Annotated in this window: 10 protein-coding genes; 4 read left to right on the forward strand and 6 right to left on the reverse strand. The window is 74.1% G+C overall.

What is annotated here, in order from left to right; all coding sequences use genetic code 11:
* Nucleotides 1–162: 162 nt before the first annotated feature.
* Together AC3EUV_RS34400 and AC3EUV_RS34405 are read right to left on the reverse strand one after the other, a co-directional pair.
* Nucleotides 163–1,521 (reverse strand): phosphomannomutase/phosphoglucomutase, encoded by a 1,359-nt coding sequence (locus AC3EUV_RS34400; protein WP_432146655.1) that lies wholly within the window; start codon nucleotides 1,519–1,521, stop codon nucleotides 163–165.
* A 154-nt stretch (nucleotides 1,522–1,675) separates the two neighbouring features.
* Nucleotides 1,676–2,116 (reverse strand): DUF3499 domain-containing protein, encoded by a 441-nt coding sequence (locus AC3EUV_RS34405; RefSeq protein WP_168479449.1) that lies wholly within the window; start codon nucleotides 2,114–2,116, stop codon nucleotides 1,676–1,678.
* Nucleotides 2,117–2,375: 259 nt separating this feature from the next.
* On the opposite strand from AC3EUV_RS34405, the gene AC3EUV_RS34410 reads away from it, so the two are divergent.
* The gene (locus AC3EUV_RS34410; RefSeq protein ID WP_432146654.1) at nucleotides 2,376–2,834 is read left to right on the forward strand and encodes a metallopeptidase family protein; all 459 of its coding nucleotides are present in this window, start codon (nucleotides 2,376–2,378) and stop codon (nucleotides 2,832–2,834) included.
* A gap of 34 nt (nucleotides 2,835–2,868) precedes the next feature.
* Here the strand turns inward: AC3EUV_RS34410 and AC3EUV_RS34415 are convergent, their stop codons facing one another.
* From AC3EUV_RS34415 to AC3EUV_RS34425, 3 genes are all read right to left on the reverse strand, one after another.
* On the reverse strand, nucleotides 2,869–4,443 hold the full coding sequence (locus AC3EUV_RS34415) for a DUF5719 family protein (protein ID WP_435604617.1): 1,575 nt from the start codon (nucleotides 4,441–4,443) through the stop codon (nucleotides 2,869–2,871).
* Nucleotides 4,440–8,267 carry a glycosyltransferase family 2 protein gene (locus AC3EUV_RS34420; RefSeq protein ID WP_435604618.1) on the reverse strand — a complete coding sequence of 1,276 codons (3,828 nt, stop codon included), beginning with the start codon at nucleotides 8,265–8,267 and terminating at the stop codon, nucleotides 4,440–4,442. The genes AC3EUV_RS34415 and AC3EUV_RS34420 overlap by 4 nt, the downstream gene beginning before the upstream one ends.
* A 315-nt stretch (nucleotides 8,268–8,582) precedes the next feature.
* Nucleotides 8,583–8,846, reverse strand: a complete 264-nt coding sequence (locus tag AC3EUV_RS34425; protein ID WP_003983763.1) for a WhiB family transcriptional regulator — start codon at nucleotides 8,844–8,846, stop codon at nucleotides 8,583–8,585.
* A gap of 701 nt (nucleotides 8,847–9,547) precedes the next feature.
* Here AC3EUV_RS34425 and AC3EUV_RS34430 point away from each other — a divergent pair.
* From AC3EUV_RS34430 to AC3EUV_RS34440, 3 genes are all read left to right on the forward strand, one after another.
* Nucleotides 9,548–10,057 (forward strand): cysteine dioxygenase, encoded by a 510-nt coding sequence (locus AC3EUV_RS34430; RefSeq protein ID WP_432146651.1) that lies wholly within the window; start codon nucleotides 9,548–9,550, stop codon nucleotides 10,055–10,057.
* A gap of 100 nt (nucleotides 10,058–10,157) precedes the next feature.
* On the forward strand, nucleotides 10,158–11,114 hold the full coding sequence (gene cofD, locus AC3EUV_RS34435; RefSeq protein WP_432146650.1) for a 2-phospho-L-lactate transferase: 957 nt from the start codon (nucleotides 10,158–10,160) through the stop codon (nucleotides 11,112–11,114).
* Complete coding sequence (locus tag AC3EUV_RS34440) at nucleotides 11,111–12,442, forward strand: coenzyme F420-0:L-glutamate ligase (protein WP_435604619.1); 1,332 nt, start codon at nucleotides 11,111–11,113, stop codon at nucleotides 12,440–12,442. Before cofD ends, AC3EUV_RS34440 begins: the two co-directional genes overlap by 4 nt.
* 36 nt (nucleotides 12,443–12,478) lie before the next feature.
* Here AC3EUV_RS34440 and AC3EUV_RS34445 read toward each other — a convergent pair whose 3' ends face one another.
* Nucleotides 12,479–13,384: a DNA-3-methyladenine glycosylase family protein gene (locus AC3EUV_RS34445; protein ID WP_432146648.1), complete on the reverse strand. Its 906-nt coding sequence runs from the start codon at nucleotides 13,382–13,384 to the stop codon at nucleotides 12,479–12,481.
* Nucleotides 13,385–13,409: the final 25 nt, after the last annotated feature.

Below are 13,409 nucleotides of genomic sequence, written 5' to 3' on the forward strand. Positions count from 1 at the left end.
GCGGCTTGGCCAGCGTACCGCCGGGCGGGGGCGGGAGGCGTGCTCGGCGGTGATTCCGGGTGGTGCACGGGGGTGCGGGCGGCGGGGGCACCGCTGCCGCCCGCCCCCTCGGCGACGTGCTGCGACGGCCCGCCGCGGGGTTCGTGCGGCGGGCGCGGGGGCTCAGCCGCGGATGATCGCCAGGGCCTCGTCGCGGATCCGGTCGGCGGTGGCGGTGTCGCGGGCCTCGACGTTCAGCCGGAGCAGCGGCTCGGTGTTGGAGGCGCGGACGTTGAACCACCAGTCGTCGGCGGTGACGGTGAGCCCGTCCAGCTCGTCGAGGGTGACGCCGTCGCGGCCCTGGTAGGCGGTCTTGATCGCGGCGAGCCGGCCGGTCTGGTCGTCGACGGTGCTGTTGATCTCGCCGGAGGCCGCGTACCGGTCGTACTGCGCGACCAGCTGCGACAGCGGGCCCTGCTGGCCGCCGAGGGCCGCGAGGACGTGCATCGCGGCGAGCATGCCGGTGTCGGCGTTCCAGAAGTCGCGGAAGTAGTAGTGCGCGGAGTGTTCGCCGCCGAAGATGGCGCCGGTGGTGGCCATCTCCTCCTTGATGAAGGAGTGCCCGACGCGGGTCCGGACGGGCTCGCCGCCGCTCTCCCTGACGACCTCCGGCACCGACCAGGAGGTGATCAGGTTGTGGATGACCGTGCCGCCGGGGTGCTTGGCCAGTTCGCGGGCGGCTACCAGGGCGGTGATGGCGGACGGGGAGACCGGGTCGCCGTTCTCGTCGACAACGAAGCAGCGGTCGGCGTCGCCGTCGAAGGCGAGGCCGAGGTCGGCGCCGGTCTCGCGGACCCGGGCCTGGAGGTCGACGATGTTCTTGGGATCGAGCGGGTTGGCCTCGTGGTTGGGGAACGAGCCGTCCAACTCGAAGTACATCGCGTCGAGTTCCAGGGGCAGGCCGGTGAAGACGGTCGGTACGGTGTGGCCGCCCATGCCGTTGCCCGCGTCGACCACGACCTTCAGCGGGCGGATGCCGCTGAGGTCCACCAGGGCGCGCAGATGGGCGGCGTAGTCGCTCAGGACGTCGCGCCGGGTGACGGTGCCGGGTGCGGCGACCGGCTCCGGGGCGCCCTCGTCCGACCAGCGCTCGGCCAGTGCGCGGATGTCGGCGAGGCCGGTGTCCTGGCCGACCGGGGCCGCGCCGGCCCGGCACATCTTGATGCCGTTGTACTGGGCCGGGTTGTGCGAGGCGGTGAACATGGCGCCGGGCAGGCCGAGGGAGCCGCTGGCGAAGTACAGCTCGTCGGTCGAGCAGAGACCGATCTGGGTGACGTCCGCGCCGCGGGCCGCCGCACCGCGGGCGAAGGCGCCCGACAGGCCGGGCGAGGAGGGCCGCATGTCGTGGCCGATCACGATCGCGTCCGCGGCGGTGACCTCGACGAAGGCCGCCCCGAACAGCTCGGCCAGGGGTTCGTCCCACTGGGCGGGGACGACGCCGCGTACGTCGTACGCCTTCACGATCTGCGACAGATCAGTCACAGCCAGCCCTCCTGGAGAGTCTCTATGTCCTCCCAACCTACCGGGCGGCCCTGTGCGGTGGCCCGCTGTCCCCGGGTGCGCGCCGCCGCGTGGCCGTAGTTGGCCGGATGGGGCGGGCGGGTGCGGTGACGTGCCGGGGGGGCGGCTGCGCGGTTCAGGAATCCGGTGAGCGCAGTACCCGGAGGTGGCCGCGGCGGGCGACCTCCATGGGGTGGGTGTCGCGGTCGCCGGGGGTGTGGGTGCCGCCGGCGGCGCGTTCCTGGGGGCGGGCGGCTTCCCGCACGGCGTTCGCGAGGGCTTCGAGATCGTCGCCGCTGGGGCGGGCCGGGCCGGAGTCGAGGGCGAGGCGGACGACCTCCCAGCCGCGGGGCGCGGTCAGCCGCTCGGAGTGCTCGGCGCACAGGTCGTAGCAGTGCGGTTCGGCGTAGGTGGCGAGCGGTCCGAGCACAGCGGTCGAATCCGCATAGACGTACGTCAGCGTTGCGACGGCGGGGCGGCCGCACGCAGTGCGCGAACAGCGACGTACAGGGCTCACGACGTTGGACGGTACCGCACTCTTGAGCGGGCCGCGACGACTCTCCCCCGGCTCACCCAACCGTGTCGTCCCGCTTCGTCCGATGCGTCTGACCTGCACCCGCTCGACCTGACCTGGACCGGCCGGGCCGGAACGGACCGCGTGCGGCGCGGAAACCCGTTACGACTCGATGCATTTCCTGCCATTCCGGCGTCGATCTGCGATCTCATGCAGGGATGCAAACGAACACATCGCGGACAGGACCGGTCAGCCGACGACATGCCACGTCTTGCCGCGCTCCCCGGTGTCCGGGGGTCCTTGACGGCTACGCTCGATGCTGATGGACAGCCCCGTACCTTCCCGACCACCGGAGCCGCGGCTCCGGCGCCGCGACCGCCACGGCCGCGGCATGCGCGGCCCGATCGCGCCGCCCCAGGTGCCGCTGTCGGTGACCCGGGCCGAGGCCTTCGTGGATCTTGTGTATGACTCCCGGGACCGGCTGGAGCGCCGCTGGCCGCAGCTCTCCCAGGTCGACTTCCTGATCCTGGAGGTGCCCGGTTTCGGCCCGGACGACGGGCCGGACGCGGCCGCCGACGCGGAGACCGTGCCGCTGGGGCGGATGCTGCCGGCCGCGGGCGGACATCGCGACCGGATCGTGATCTACCGGAGGCCGGTGGAGATCCGTACGAAGGGCCGCGACGAGCGGGCGCTGCTCGTCCATGAGGTCGTGGTCGAGCAGGTCGCCGAACTCCTGGGGCTGGCCCCGGAGTCGGTGGACCCGCGCTACGGCCAGGAGTGAGGCCGCCGCGCGGGTCCGGGGGCGGGTGCGCGGTTCAGTTCGTGAGCACGGACAGATCCTGGCCCGCGGCCGGGACGAGGACCGAGCCGCGGTCGTCGGGCAGCGGCTGGACGGTGAACGCGGGCACCCCGCCCTGGGGGCGGGCGAGCATCCGGGCGGCGTAGACGGGACCGCTGCCGGGCTCCGGCTCCACCGTCAGGGCGTAGGTGCCCTTCAGGCCCTGCGGGCGGGGCGGCTCGACATCGAGGCTGGTGCCGCCCTTGACCGTGTAGGTCTTGGTGACCGGGGTGCCGCCGCCGCTGCCCGCCGAGGCGGTGACCTTCACCTTGGCGTCCTTGCCCTTCTCCGGCGCGACCAGCGAGAGGGTGCTGCCCCGGTCGCGGTTGTCGGCGGCGGTGGCACGCTTCTCGACCGGCCGGGTCGCGGGGATGAACGCCATCTCCTGCTTGGCGCCCTTGCCGCGGGTGACCCGCAGCGCGGCCGTGACCGGGGCCCTGGAGTCACCGTCGGAGGGCGTGAGCACCAGCGAACCGGCCTCGCCCTTGGTGAGGTCCTTGAGGTCCACGGCGGTGGTCATCCCGCTCTTGAGGTGCAGGGTCTCCAGCCCGGCGGGCGTGATCAGCCCGGTCGGGGTGGCCAGTTGGACCTTCAGATCGGCGTCGGACTCACCGGGCGCGAGGGCGACCAGCCGCACGGAGGTGGCGTCCTTCGGGATGCCGGGCAGCACCACACCCGGCGCCGGGTCGGCGGCGGGCGGCAGCCAGTCGCTGCCGAGCGTGCCGTCGCTCGCCTGGACCGCGGCGCCCACCCGGCCCTCGCGCGCGACGACGTGCAGCGAGGCGTTGGTGGTGGGCCTGGCGGTCAGCGTGGAGAGCAGCACCGGGACCGTGGTGTGCGGCGGTACCGAGATGTCCTCCCCCGACGGGCCCGCCAACGACCCGTCCTTGCCGTGCAGTTCGAGGTCCACGACGGCCGGGACCGCGTCGGGGTTGGTGAGGTGGACGTAGTCATGGCGGTCGGTGGCGGTGCTGACCCCCGGGAACCAGAACGTGGTGTCGGGGGTGGTGCAGCTCAGCCCGAGGAGGCCGCGGCCCGCGCCGGCGGCGACGGAGGTGGTCTGCTGCACGGTCCAGCCGGGCGCGAACATGCCGTCCGCGGCGCCCACGAGGGCGGGGGCGTCGGGCTTGTCGGTGGTCGCGGTGACCGGCTTGCCGGCCTCCTGGAGGGGCACGACGGGCTTGCTGTCGCGGGGGGCGACGGTCTGCCCGGCCGCGGCGCCCTCGCCCTTGTCCTTGCCCTTCTTGCCGCCCTTGCCGCCGGCTCCGTCACCGGCGTCCCGCACGGTCCCGGCGGGCCGCAGCTCGGCGGTGCCCTTCTTGCCGTCCGCCCCGGCCGCCGCGCCCTTGGGGGCGAAGGCGGTGTAGGCGGTCTCGCCGACCTCGGAGGAGGTCGGGGCCGGGCAGAGCAGCGCGGAGCGCTGGACGGGCAGCCGGCTGCTGCCGCGCGGGGCGTCGTGGCCGTCGCCGTCCGGGGCGGCCACGGCGGCGACGCCGGTGACCGCGCCCAGCGCGACGGCCACGCCGATCAGGGACATCATGGTGCGCTTCACTGCTGGTCGCTCCCGTCACGGCGCGGCTCGGGGTAGGAGCCGGAGTACCCCGGGTACTCGGTGCCGTCGTCGTAGGGCTGCTGGTGCTGCGGCCCGCCGTCGCCGTACTGCTGCTGCCCGTAGCCGTACGGGTCGTAGGCGCCCGCCTGGTAGGGGTCCGCGTACGGGTCGGGAGCCTGGTAGGGATCGGCCGGCGGGTACGGCCGGCCATACTGCCCGGCCTGGTACGGGTCGGCGGGGGCGTAGGGCTGCTGTCCGGCGGGGTCGGCCGGGGGCGCGGTGCCGTCCGGCGCGCCCTGCTGGGCGGCCTGCCACTCCTCGTAGGAGGGCTGCTGCGGCACCGCCGCATACGGGTCGCCGGGAGCGGTGGGGACGGCGTCCTGGACCGCGTCCTGGCCGGGGGCCGGTACGGCCGCGGGGCCGTCGGCCGGGGCGGGCGGCTGCTCACCGGCGGGGACGCCTGGCCCGGCCGCCTCGGGGACGCCTGGCCCGGCCGCCTCGGGGGCGCCGGCCGCCTCGGCCTGGGCCCGCAGGCGGCGCGCCCGGCGGCCGTCGCCGGACACCGCGGCGGCCTGCGCGGCGGCCGCGTCCTCCGGCAGGTCGTCGTCGATCTCCCGGCGGCGGCCCGGCAGCGCCAGCACCACCAGGACGACAGCGAGCAGGCCCTGGGCCCACAGCCACAGGGTGTGGCCGATCGGGTTCTCGTGGGTGAGGTCGAGGGTGCCGCCCTCCGCGGGGAGCGCGAAGCCCTGGGCCCAGCCGTCGACGGTCACCGGCTTGAGCGGGGTGCCGTTGAGGGTGGCCTGCCAGCCCGGGTCGGCGGCGTCCGCGAGGCGCAGCACCCGGCCGCTGTCGCCGCCGGACACCTTGGTGTGTGCCTCGACGGGGCCGGAGGGTACGGCGACGGGCGCGGCGGCCTCGCCCGCGCTGGTGCCGTCCTTGGCCGCGCCCGGGACGATCGAGACCCGCGAGACCCGGCGGTCGACGCGCCACAGGGCGCTGCCGTCGTCCTGGCTGAGCCGGGTCAGGCCCGGCGTCGCGTCCAGCACCCGGCCCATTTCACGCGGCGCCCCGTCCCTGACCAGGACGTAGCGGACCGCATAGCCGCCGAGCTGGTTGGTCTGGTCGGCGCCGGAGCCGGCCACGAGGTGGGCGACGATGCCGCCGAGGCGCTTGTCCTCGCCCGCCGCGGCGGCCAGATCGGCGTCGCCGAGCCGGGCGCCGGAGCCGCGGACGAGGGTGTAGCCGACCCGGCCGGGCTCGCCGTCGAGGACGAGGGTGCGGGGCCGGTCGGCGGAGCCGGACTCCTCGGCGACGAACGCCGGGACCTGCTCCGGGGTGCGCCGCTCCAGCGGACCGGACGCGCCGCTGATCATCCAGCTGACCGCGGCGTAGAGCGGGGCGAGCCCGGACGCCAGCGCGATCAGCACGGCGACCGGCTGCTTCCAGCCGAAGCCGAGGCTGGCCATCCGGGTCCGGATGCCCTCCGCGCCGATCGCCGCGGCACACAGCAGCGCCAGCCCGTAGACCAGCATCGCGGGCCCGGTCCAGCCGGAGCCGTTGCCCAGCGCCGCGAAGAGCAGCCCGGCCAGCGCCACCGCCCAGGCGGTACGGATCGCGCGCTGCCGCTCGTCGCGCAGCGTCGCGGCGAGCGCGGCCAGGACGATGCCGAAGAACAGCACCCCGCCGGCGGCCTTGGGACCGCCGGGGCTGAGCCCGATGAGGTCGAGCACGGAGGCGGAGCCGGCGCCGTAGTCGAGTCCGGCCTCCTGGAAGAAGGCGGACGGCCGGCTCAGCAACGACAGCGACCAGGGCGCGAGCACCACGAACGGCACCACGGCCACGACCAGGAAGCGCAGCCCGTAGGCGAGCATCAGCTCGCGGCTGCCGTCCAGGAAGCGCAGCACCAGCAGACCGATGCCGAGCAGCACCGCGACCGGCCAGACCACCGGGGTGAAGGCCATGGTGAAGGTGATCAGCAGTGCGTACGCCCAGGTGGCGCGCCAGCTGGGGCGGGTGCCCACGGGCAGCCGCAGTCCGCTCGCGGCGAGCGCGGCCCGCGCCATCAGCGGCAGCAGGACGGCGAGCACCGCGGTGCCCAGCCGGCCGCCCGCCAGCGCGCCGGCGGCCGCGGGCAGGAAGGCGTAGGCGATGCTGCCCCAGGCCCGCAGCAGCCGGGAGGCGACCAGCGGGCGGGAGGCGAAGTAGGCGGTGAGTCCGGCCAGCGGGACGGAGCAGACCAGCAGCAGGGTGACGGCGAAGCCGGTGCTCCCGAAGAAGATGCTCGACACCAGGGCGACGATCGCCAGGTAGGGGGGCGCGGAGGCGCTGCCGCCGACGCCGACCGCATGCCAGCTGTCGAGATACGCCGACCACAGGTCGGACACGCTGCCGGGCGCGGGCAGCATCGCCCCGCCGGTCAGCGCGCCGGAACCGAGCAGTCCGCGGCAGGCGACCAGCGAGACCACCAGCAGCAGGAGGAAGAGCAGCGGAGCCGGTTTGCGGGCGATCCGCTTGAGCCGGGCGAACTGCTCGATCTCCAGGAAGTCCGCGTCATCGCCGCCGGGCCCGGATTCCACCGCGCCGTGCCGGCCGGCCGAGGCCACATCCGGTGCGGCCCGCCCGGTGAGGTTTCCGGCGACCTGTTCGACGGTGGCGCGGACGGTGGCGCCGGGAGGCGGGAAGAGCGGCCGCAGCTCGCTCGCGTCGACCGCGGGCCGGCCTCTCCGTTTCCGCGCGGCGAGGATCTTGCCGGGCCGCAGCAGCGTGCCGAAGAGTCCGGCGAGTTCGTCCAGCGCCTGGCCCGGGACCTTGCCGACGAGGTAGGCGAGCACCCGCAGGAAGGTGCCGATCAGCAGCCGCAGCAGGACGTACGGGAGGGTCGCGCCGCGGGTGTTGGCGAGCAGGGTGTAGACGGCGCCGGCCTTGTCGACGCGGTGCGGGTTGGCGACCGAGCGGCCGACGCAGTCGATCGGGCGGCGTTCGCGGGCGGATGCCTCGGCGTGCCGCAGGATGGCCTCCGGCGCGATCAGGACCTGGTGGCCGGCGGCCTGGGCGCGCCAGCACAGATCGACGTCGTCCCGCATCAGCGGCAGCCGGCGGTCAAAACCGCCCAACTCCTCGTAGACGTCACGGCGGATGAGCATGCCGGCGGTGGAGACGGACAGCACCGAGCGGACCTGGTCGTGCTGGCCCTGGTCCTGTTCGCGGCGGTCCAGGCCGGTCCAACGGCGGCCGCTGCGCGCGATGCTGACCCCGGCCTCCAGCAACTGCCGTCGGTCGTACCAGCTGCGCAGCTTGGCGCCGACGATCACGGTGGACGGGCTGGCGTCGGCGACCCGCAGCAGCTCGGCGAGCGCGTCCGGCTCGGGTGCGCAGTCGTCGTGCAGCAGCCACAGCCACTGGACCGGTTCGCCGTGCGGCAACTCCGGCATCTCGTACGCCTCGTCGTGCCAGGTGCGGGTGACCGGGTCCCAGCCGCTGGGCCGGCGCAGATACGGCAGATCGTCGGGGGTGAGCACGGGGGCCGTGCGGACCGCTTCGTCGACGGCGGTGCCGAATCCGGAGCGGCGGGCGAGGTGCAGCACCCGCTGGTCCCCGATGGCCTCGGCGAGCAGCTGGGCGGACTGGTCCGCGCTGCCGGTGTCGGCGCCGATGACGTTCTGCACCGGGCGCTCCTGGCCGAGCAGGCCGGTGAGCGCGTCGGGCAGCCAGCGGGCACCGTCATGGGAGACGATCACGGCGGTGACGACATGCCGTGGGAACTCTGGGGCTGCGGCTGCGGATGAGGCGGTCTGGGCCGCCGACTGGCTGTGCACGGACATCGAGGTACGGGCCCTCCGGACCCGGGAGTTCGAAGGCCCGCGGCGAAGTCGCGCTGGGCCCCCGCCCCCGGAAGACACTGCGACGGACTACGAGGCGACGCGCGCGGCCTGCGGGGCGGCGGCGCATCTCGGACGGGGCCCCACACTAATGGTTCGCGCCGGTGCCCCGACGGTCCGTACACAGCAGTCCGCCTCCGGCGAGCGGGTCGCTGGAGGCGGAGGGTTCGCTATAGGGGGATATGGGGAGTTGAGGGGGTACGGCGGCGTGGTCCACGGGGCCGCCCGCCGTCGGTCCGGCCGGCTGCGCTGTCATCGTCAGACGGCGGCCTTCTTCAGCCGGCGCCGCTCGCGCTCGGACAGACCGCCCCAAATACCGAAGCGCTCGTCATTGGCGAGCGCGTACTCCAGGCATTCGGACCGGACTTCGCAGGCGAGACAGACCTTCTTGGCCTCGCGGGTGGAGCCACCCTTCTCCGGGAAGAAGGACTCGGGGTCGGTCTGGGCGCACAGTGCGCGCTCCTGCCAGCCGAGCTCCTCATCCGCCTCCTCGACCAGCAATTCCTGGAACAGCTCGGTCATGTGCGCCCCTCGTCTGTCTTTACGTCCCCGTGATCAAGCCGTGATCGATTTCGGCTGAACGACACGAGTGAAATTACAAGTGTGGTGATCCGGGCCAGTCAAGCCGAGATCTGCTATTGAGCCTCTTATTCACTCGGCGGAACCAAGCGGATGCGGAAAGTGTTCAAATCAGTAAAAACCAGGACACTTTCCCGGGCGTGCCACCCGGCACGTCCTCTTCACTCACCAAGACGCAACCAGGCGGCGTTCACGTTGCACCCCACGCCGCCGAAGCGGGGGAGATCACAGACCGATCACGGGACCGCAACGGCGTTTGAAAGCGCGGTTGCCGGTCGATGTCTCCGCGCCGGAAGCTGCACAAACCTTTCGCCGGGCGGAGTAACCGGATGAGGTGAAAGATTTACGTCAAACCAGACATCCGGTTGACATCGCGGCGCGAACCCGGTCTCCTTGACCCCATGCCAGCGACCCTCGCGCCCCGACCGACCCGTAGCCACGGGTCGCTCTGCGCTGCGCAGGCTCACTGTTGCTGTCGCTGTTCCAGCTGTTGAAGCCACCGAGCTCCAGCCTTTCGCTCGCACCACCCCGCAGCGCGTTCTGCTCCGCGCCGTAGCGCCACGCACCCCACAGGGAGAGCCCGCGCCGCGCCGCAGCCCTCCCCCGCGTCACCCCAGCACTTTTGCCGAGGAACCCGAAACGCCATGAACAGCGACGTCCAGATCGCCGGCGACCCGCTCGCCATCCCCCACCTGCTGCCGCCCGTTCCCGCCCACCCGGCCACCGTCGCCGGCTTCGCGGGACTGGCCCGCTCGATCGCCGCCGACCGCGCCGCGTGGGCCCCGCTGGTCCGCTACGACGCCACCACCCGCTGGTACCGCCGGCTGCGCACCGGGCCGGGCTACGAGGTGTGGCTGCTCAGCTGGGTGCCCGGGCAGGGCAGCGGACGGCACGACCACGGGGCGTCCTCCGGTGTGCTGACCGTCCTGGAAGGCGAGTTGACCGAGCACGTCGAGGACGGGCCCCGTACGCTCACGGCCGGCGCCCAGCGGGTGTTCGCCCCCGGCTACGTCCACGAGGTCGTCAACGACGCCCTGACGCCGGCCGTCAGCCTGCATGTGTACTTCCCCGGGCTGACCGACATGCCGATGCACACCGGCCAGGCCACGGACGCCGGGGCGGCCAACGTGCCGCCGGGGATACTGGCGCCCTGACACCGGCCCTCATCGAGTCAGCCTCCGGCTGACACACTGCCCACCCGTCGCCCGGCCACCGCCCCTCATCGACTCAGCCTCCGGCTGACAGACTGTCGTCATGCGAATCGTGGTTCTGGCCGGCGGTATCGGCGGCGCCCGCTTTCTGCGGGGACTGAAGGCAGCGGCTCCGGACGCGGACATCACCGTCATCGGGAACACCGGCGACGACATCCATCTGTTCGGGCTCAAGGTGTGCCCCGACCTCGACACCGTGATGTACACGCTCGGCGGCGGCATCAACGAGGAGCAGGGCTGGGGCCGTACCGACGAAACCTTCCGGGTGAAGGAGGAGTTGGCCGCCTACGGCGTCGGCCCCGAGTGGTTCGGGCTCGGTGACCGGGACTTCGCCACCCACATCGTGCGGACCCAGATGCTCGGCGCCGGGTATCCGCTCAGCGCCGTCACCGAGGCGCTGTGCGCGCGCTGGAAGCCCGGTGTGCGGCTGCTGCCGATGTCCGACGACCGGGTCGAGACCCATGTGGCCGTCGACGAGGAGGGCGAGCGCAAGGCGATCCACTTCCAGGAGTACTGGGTGCGGCTGCGGGCCTCGGTGCCCGCCCATGCCGTGGTGCCGGTCGGCGCCGATCAGGCCAAGCCCGCGCCGGGCGTGCTGGAGGCCATCGCCGCGGCGGATGTGGTGCTGTTCCCGCCGTCCAATCCGGTGGTCAGTATCGGGACGATCCTGGCGGTGCCGGGTATCCGGGAGGCCATCGCGGAGGCCGGGGTGCCGGTGGTCGGGCTCTCGCCGATCGTCGGCGACGCCCCGGTCCGCGGCATGGCCGACAAGGTGCTGGCGGCGGTGGGGGTGGAGGCGACCGCCGCGGCCGTCGCCCGCCACTACGGGTCCGGGCTGCTGGACGGCTGGCTGGTCGACTCCGTCGACGCGGGTGCGGTGTCCGAGGTCGAGGCGGCCGGGATCCGCTGCCGGGCCGTGCCGCTGATGATGACGGACCTGGACGCCACGGCCGCGATGGTGCGCGAGGCGCTGGAGCTGGCCGCGGAGGTCCGGGCGTGAACGACGCCGACGGGGTTCCCGCCTACCGGGTGTGGGCGCTGCCGGGCGTGCCCGAGGTGCGGCCCGGCGACGATCTCGTCAAGCTGATCGTGGCCGCGGCGACCGCGGACGGAGTGCCCCGACTCGTCGACGGCGATGTGCTGTTGGTGACGTCGAAGATCGTCAGCAAGGCCGAGGGCCGGGTGGTCGAGGCCGCCGACCGGGAGGCGGCGATCGATCAGGAGACGGTGCGGGTGGTGGCGCGCCGCGGCACGCTGCGGATCGTGCAGAACCAGCAGGGGCTGGTGATGGCCGCGGCCGGTGTCGATGCCTCCAACACCCCCTCGGGGACGGTGCTGTTGCTGCCGGAGGACCCGGACGCCTCGGCGCGGGCGCTGCGTGCGGGCCTGCGCGCCGCGCTCGGTGTCGACGTCGGTGTCGTCATCAGCGACACCTTCGGACGGCCCTGGCGCAACGGGCTCACCGATGTCGCCATCGGCGCGGCCGGGGTGCGGGTGCTGGACGATCTGCGCGGCGGCACGGACGCGTACGGCAATCCGCTCAGTGCCACGGTGGTGGCCACCGCCGACGAACTGGCCGCCGCGGGCGACCTGGTGAAGGGCAAGGCCGCCGGGCTGCCGGTCGCGGTGGTGCGGGGGCTCGGCCATGTCGTCGGGGAGACCGGCGAGAGCGCCGGGGCGCGCGTCATGGTGCGCAGCCCCGAGGACGACATGTTCCGGCTGGGCACCTCGGAGGCCGTACGGGAAGCGGTGACGGCGCGGCGTACGGTCCGTGCCTTCAGCGGCGACCCGGTCGATCCGGGGGCGGTCCGGCGCGCGGTGGCGGCGGCGGTCACCGCCCCGGCGCCGCACCACACCACGCCCTGGCGGTTCGTACTCCTGGAGACGCCCCAGGCGCGGGTGCGGCTGCTGGACGCGATGCGGGACGCCTGGATCGCGGATCTGCGCCGGGACGGCAAGTCGGAGGAGTCCATCGCCAAGCGGATCCGGCGCGGCGACGTTCTGCGGGCCGCGCCGTATCTGGCGGTGCCGTGCATGGTGACCGACGGCGCGCACCCGTACCCCGACGCGCGGCGGAGCGCGGCGGAGCGGGAGATGTTCCTCGTGGCCCACGGCGCGGGGATCCAGAACTTCCTGGTCGCGCTGGCGGGCGAACGGCTCGGCTCCGCCTGGGTGTCGTCGACGATGTTCTGCCGGGAGGTGGTCCGGGACGTGCTCGGGCTGCCGGCGGACTGGGAGCCGATGGGGGCGGTGGCCATCGGGCGTCCGGCGACCGCACCGCCGCCGCGCCCGGCGCGGGCCGCCGAGGACTTCGTCGTGGTGCGCTGAGCCACGGCCTCGCTGCCCCGCGGCCCCGTGCGCCGGTCACAGCCGGGCGATGTCCCCTACGGGGAAGCGCGGGGCGCGGCGCGGCGGGACGCGGCCGGACAGCAGGATCAGCCGGGCGGCGCGGTGCCGCTGGCCCTCGTAGGGCGCGAGGAGTTCGAGCATCTCTTCGTCGGTGGTGCCGCGGCGGCCGGTGAGGGCATAGCCGATGATCTTCGGCAGATGCAGGTCGCCGACCGTGATCGCGTCGGGGGCGCCGAGGGTGCGCTGAAGGGTCTCCGCGGCGGTCCAGGGGCCGATGCCGGGCAGCGCCATGAGCCGTCGGGTGGCGTCCGCGAGATCCATCCGCGCGGCCTCCTCCATCCGGCGGGCGGCCCGTACGGCGCGCAGGATCGCGGACGAGCGCTTGGCGTCGACGCCCGCGCGGTGCCACTCCCAGGAGGGGATCAGCGCCCAGCCGCGCGGCTCCGGCATCACCCGCATCCGCTCCCAGGGGCCGGGGGCGGGCTCGCCGTGCCGCTGGAGCAGCAGGCGCCAGGCGCGGTAGGCCTCGTCGCTGGTGACCTTCTGCTCCAGGATCGAGGGGATCAGCGACTCCAGGACCAGGCCGGTCCGCGCCAGCCGGACGCCGGGGTGGCGACGGCGGGCCTCATGGACGATGCGGTGGCGGGCCGTCAGCCGCGCCGGGTCGTCGGACTCCCCCAGCAGCTCGGGGAGGCGGTCCAGCAGCCAGTCGGCGCCCGGTCCCCAGCCCTCGGCCTCGACCTGGCCGGCGGCCGGGCGGGCCGCGATGCGGAGCGTGCCGGGCCCCTCGGGCGTACGGCAGGCGCGCCACACCTCGCCGTCGCGCACACCGAACGCGGGATCACCGGGACCGCGCCGGAGCACACCGAGCGTGCGGTGCAGGTCGAGCGGGCCGGGCGGATCCCAGGTGCGGGCGGGCATGCGGCCAGGTTAGGCGATGGGGGTG

It is taken from the genome of Streptomyces sp. bgisy130 (assembly GCF_057708345.1).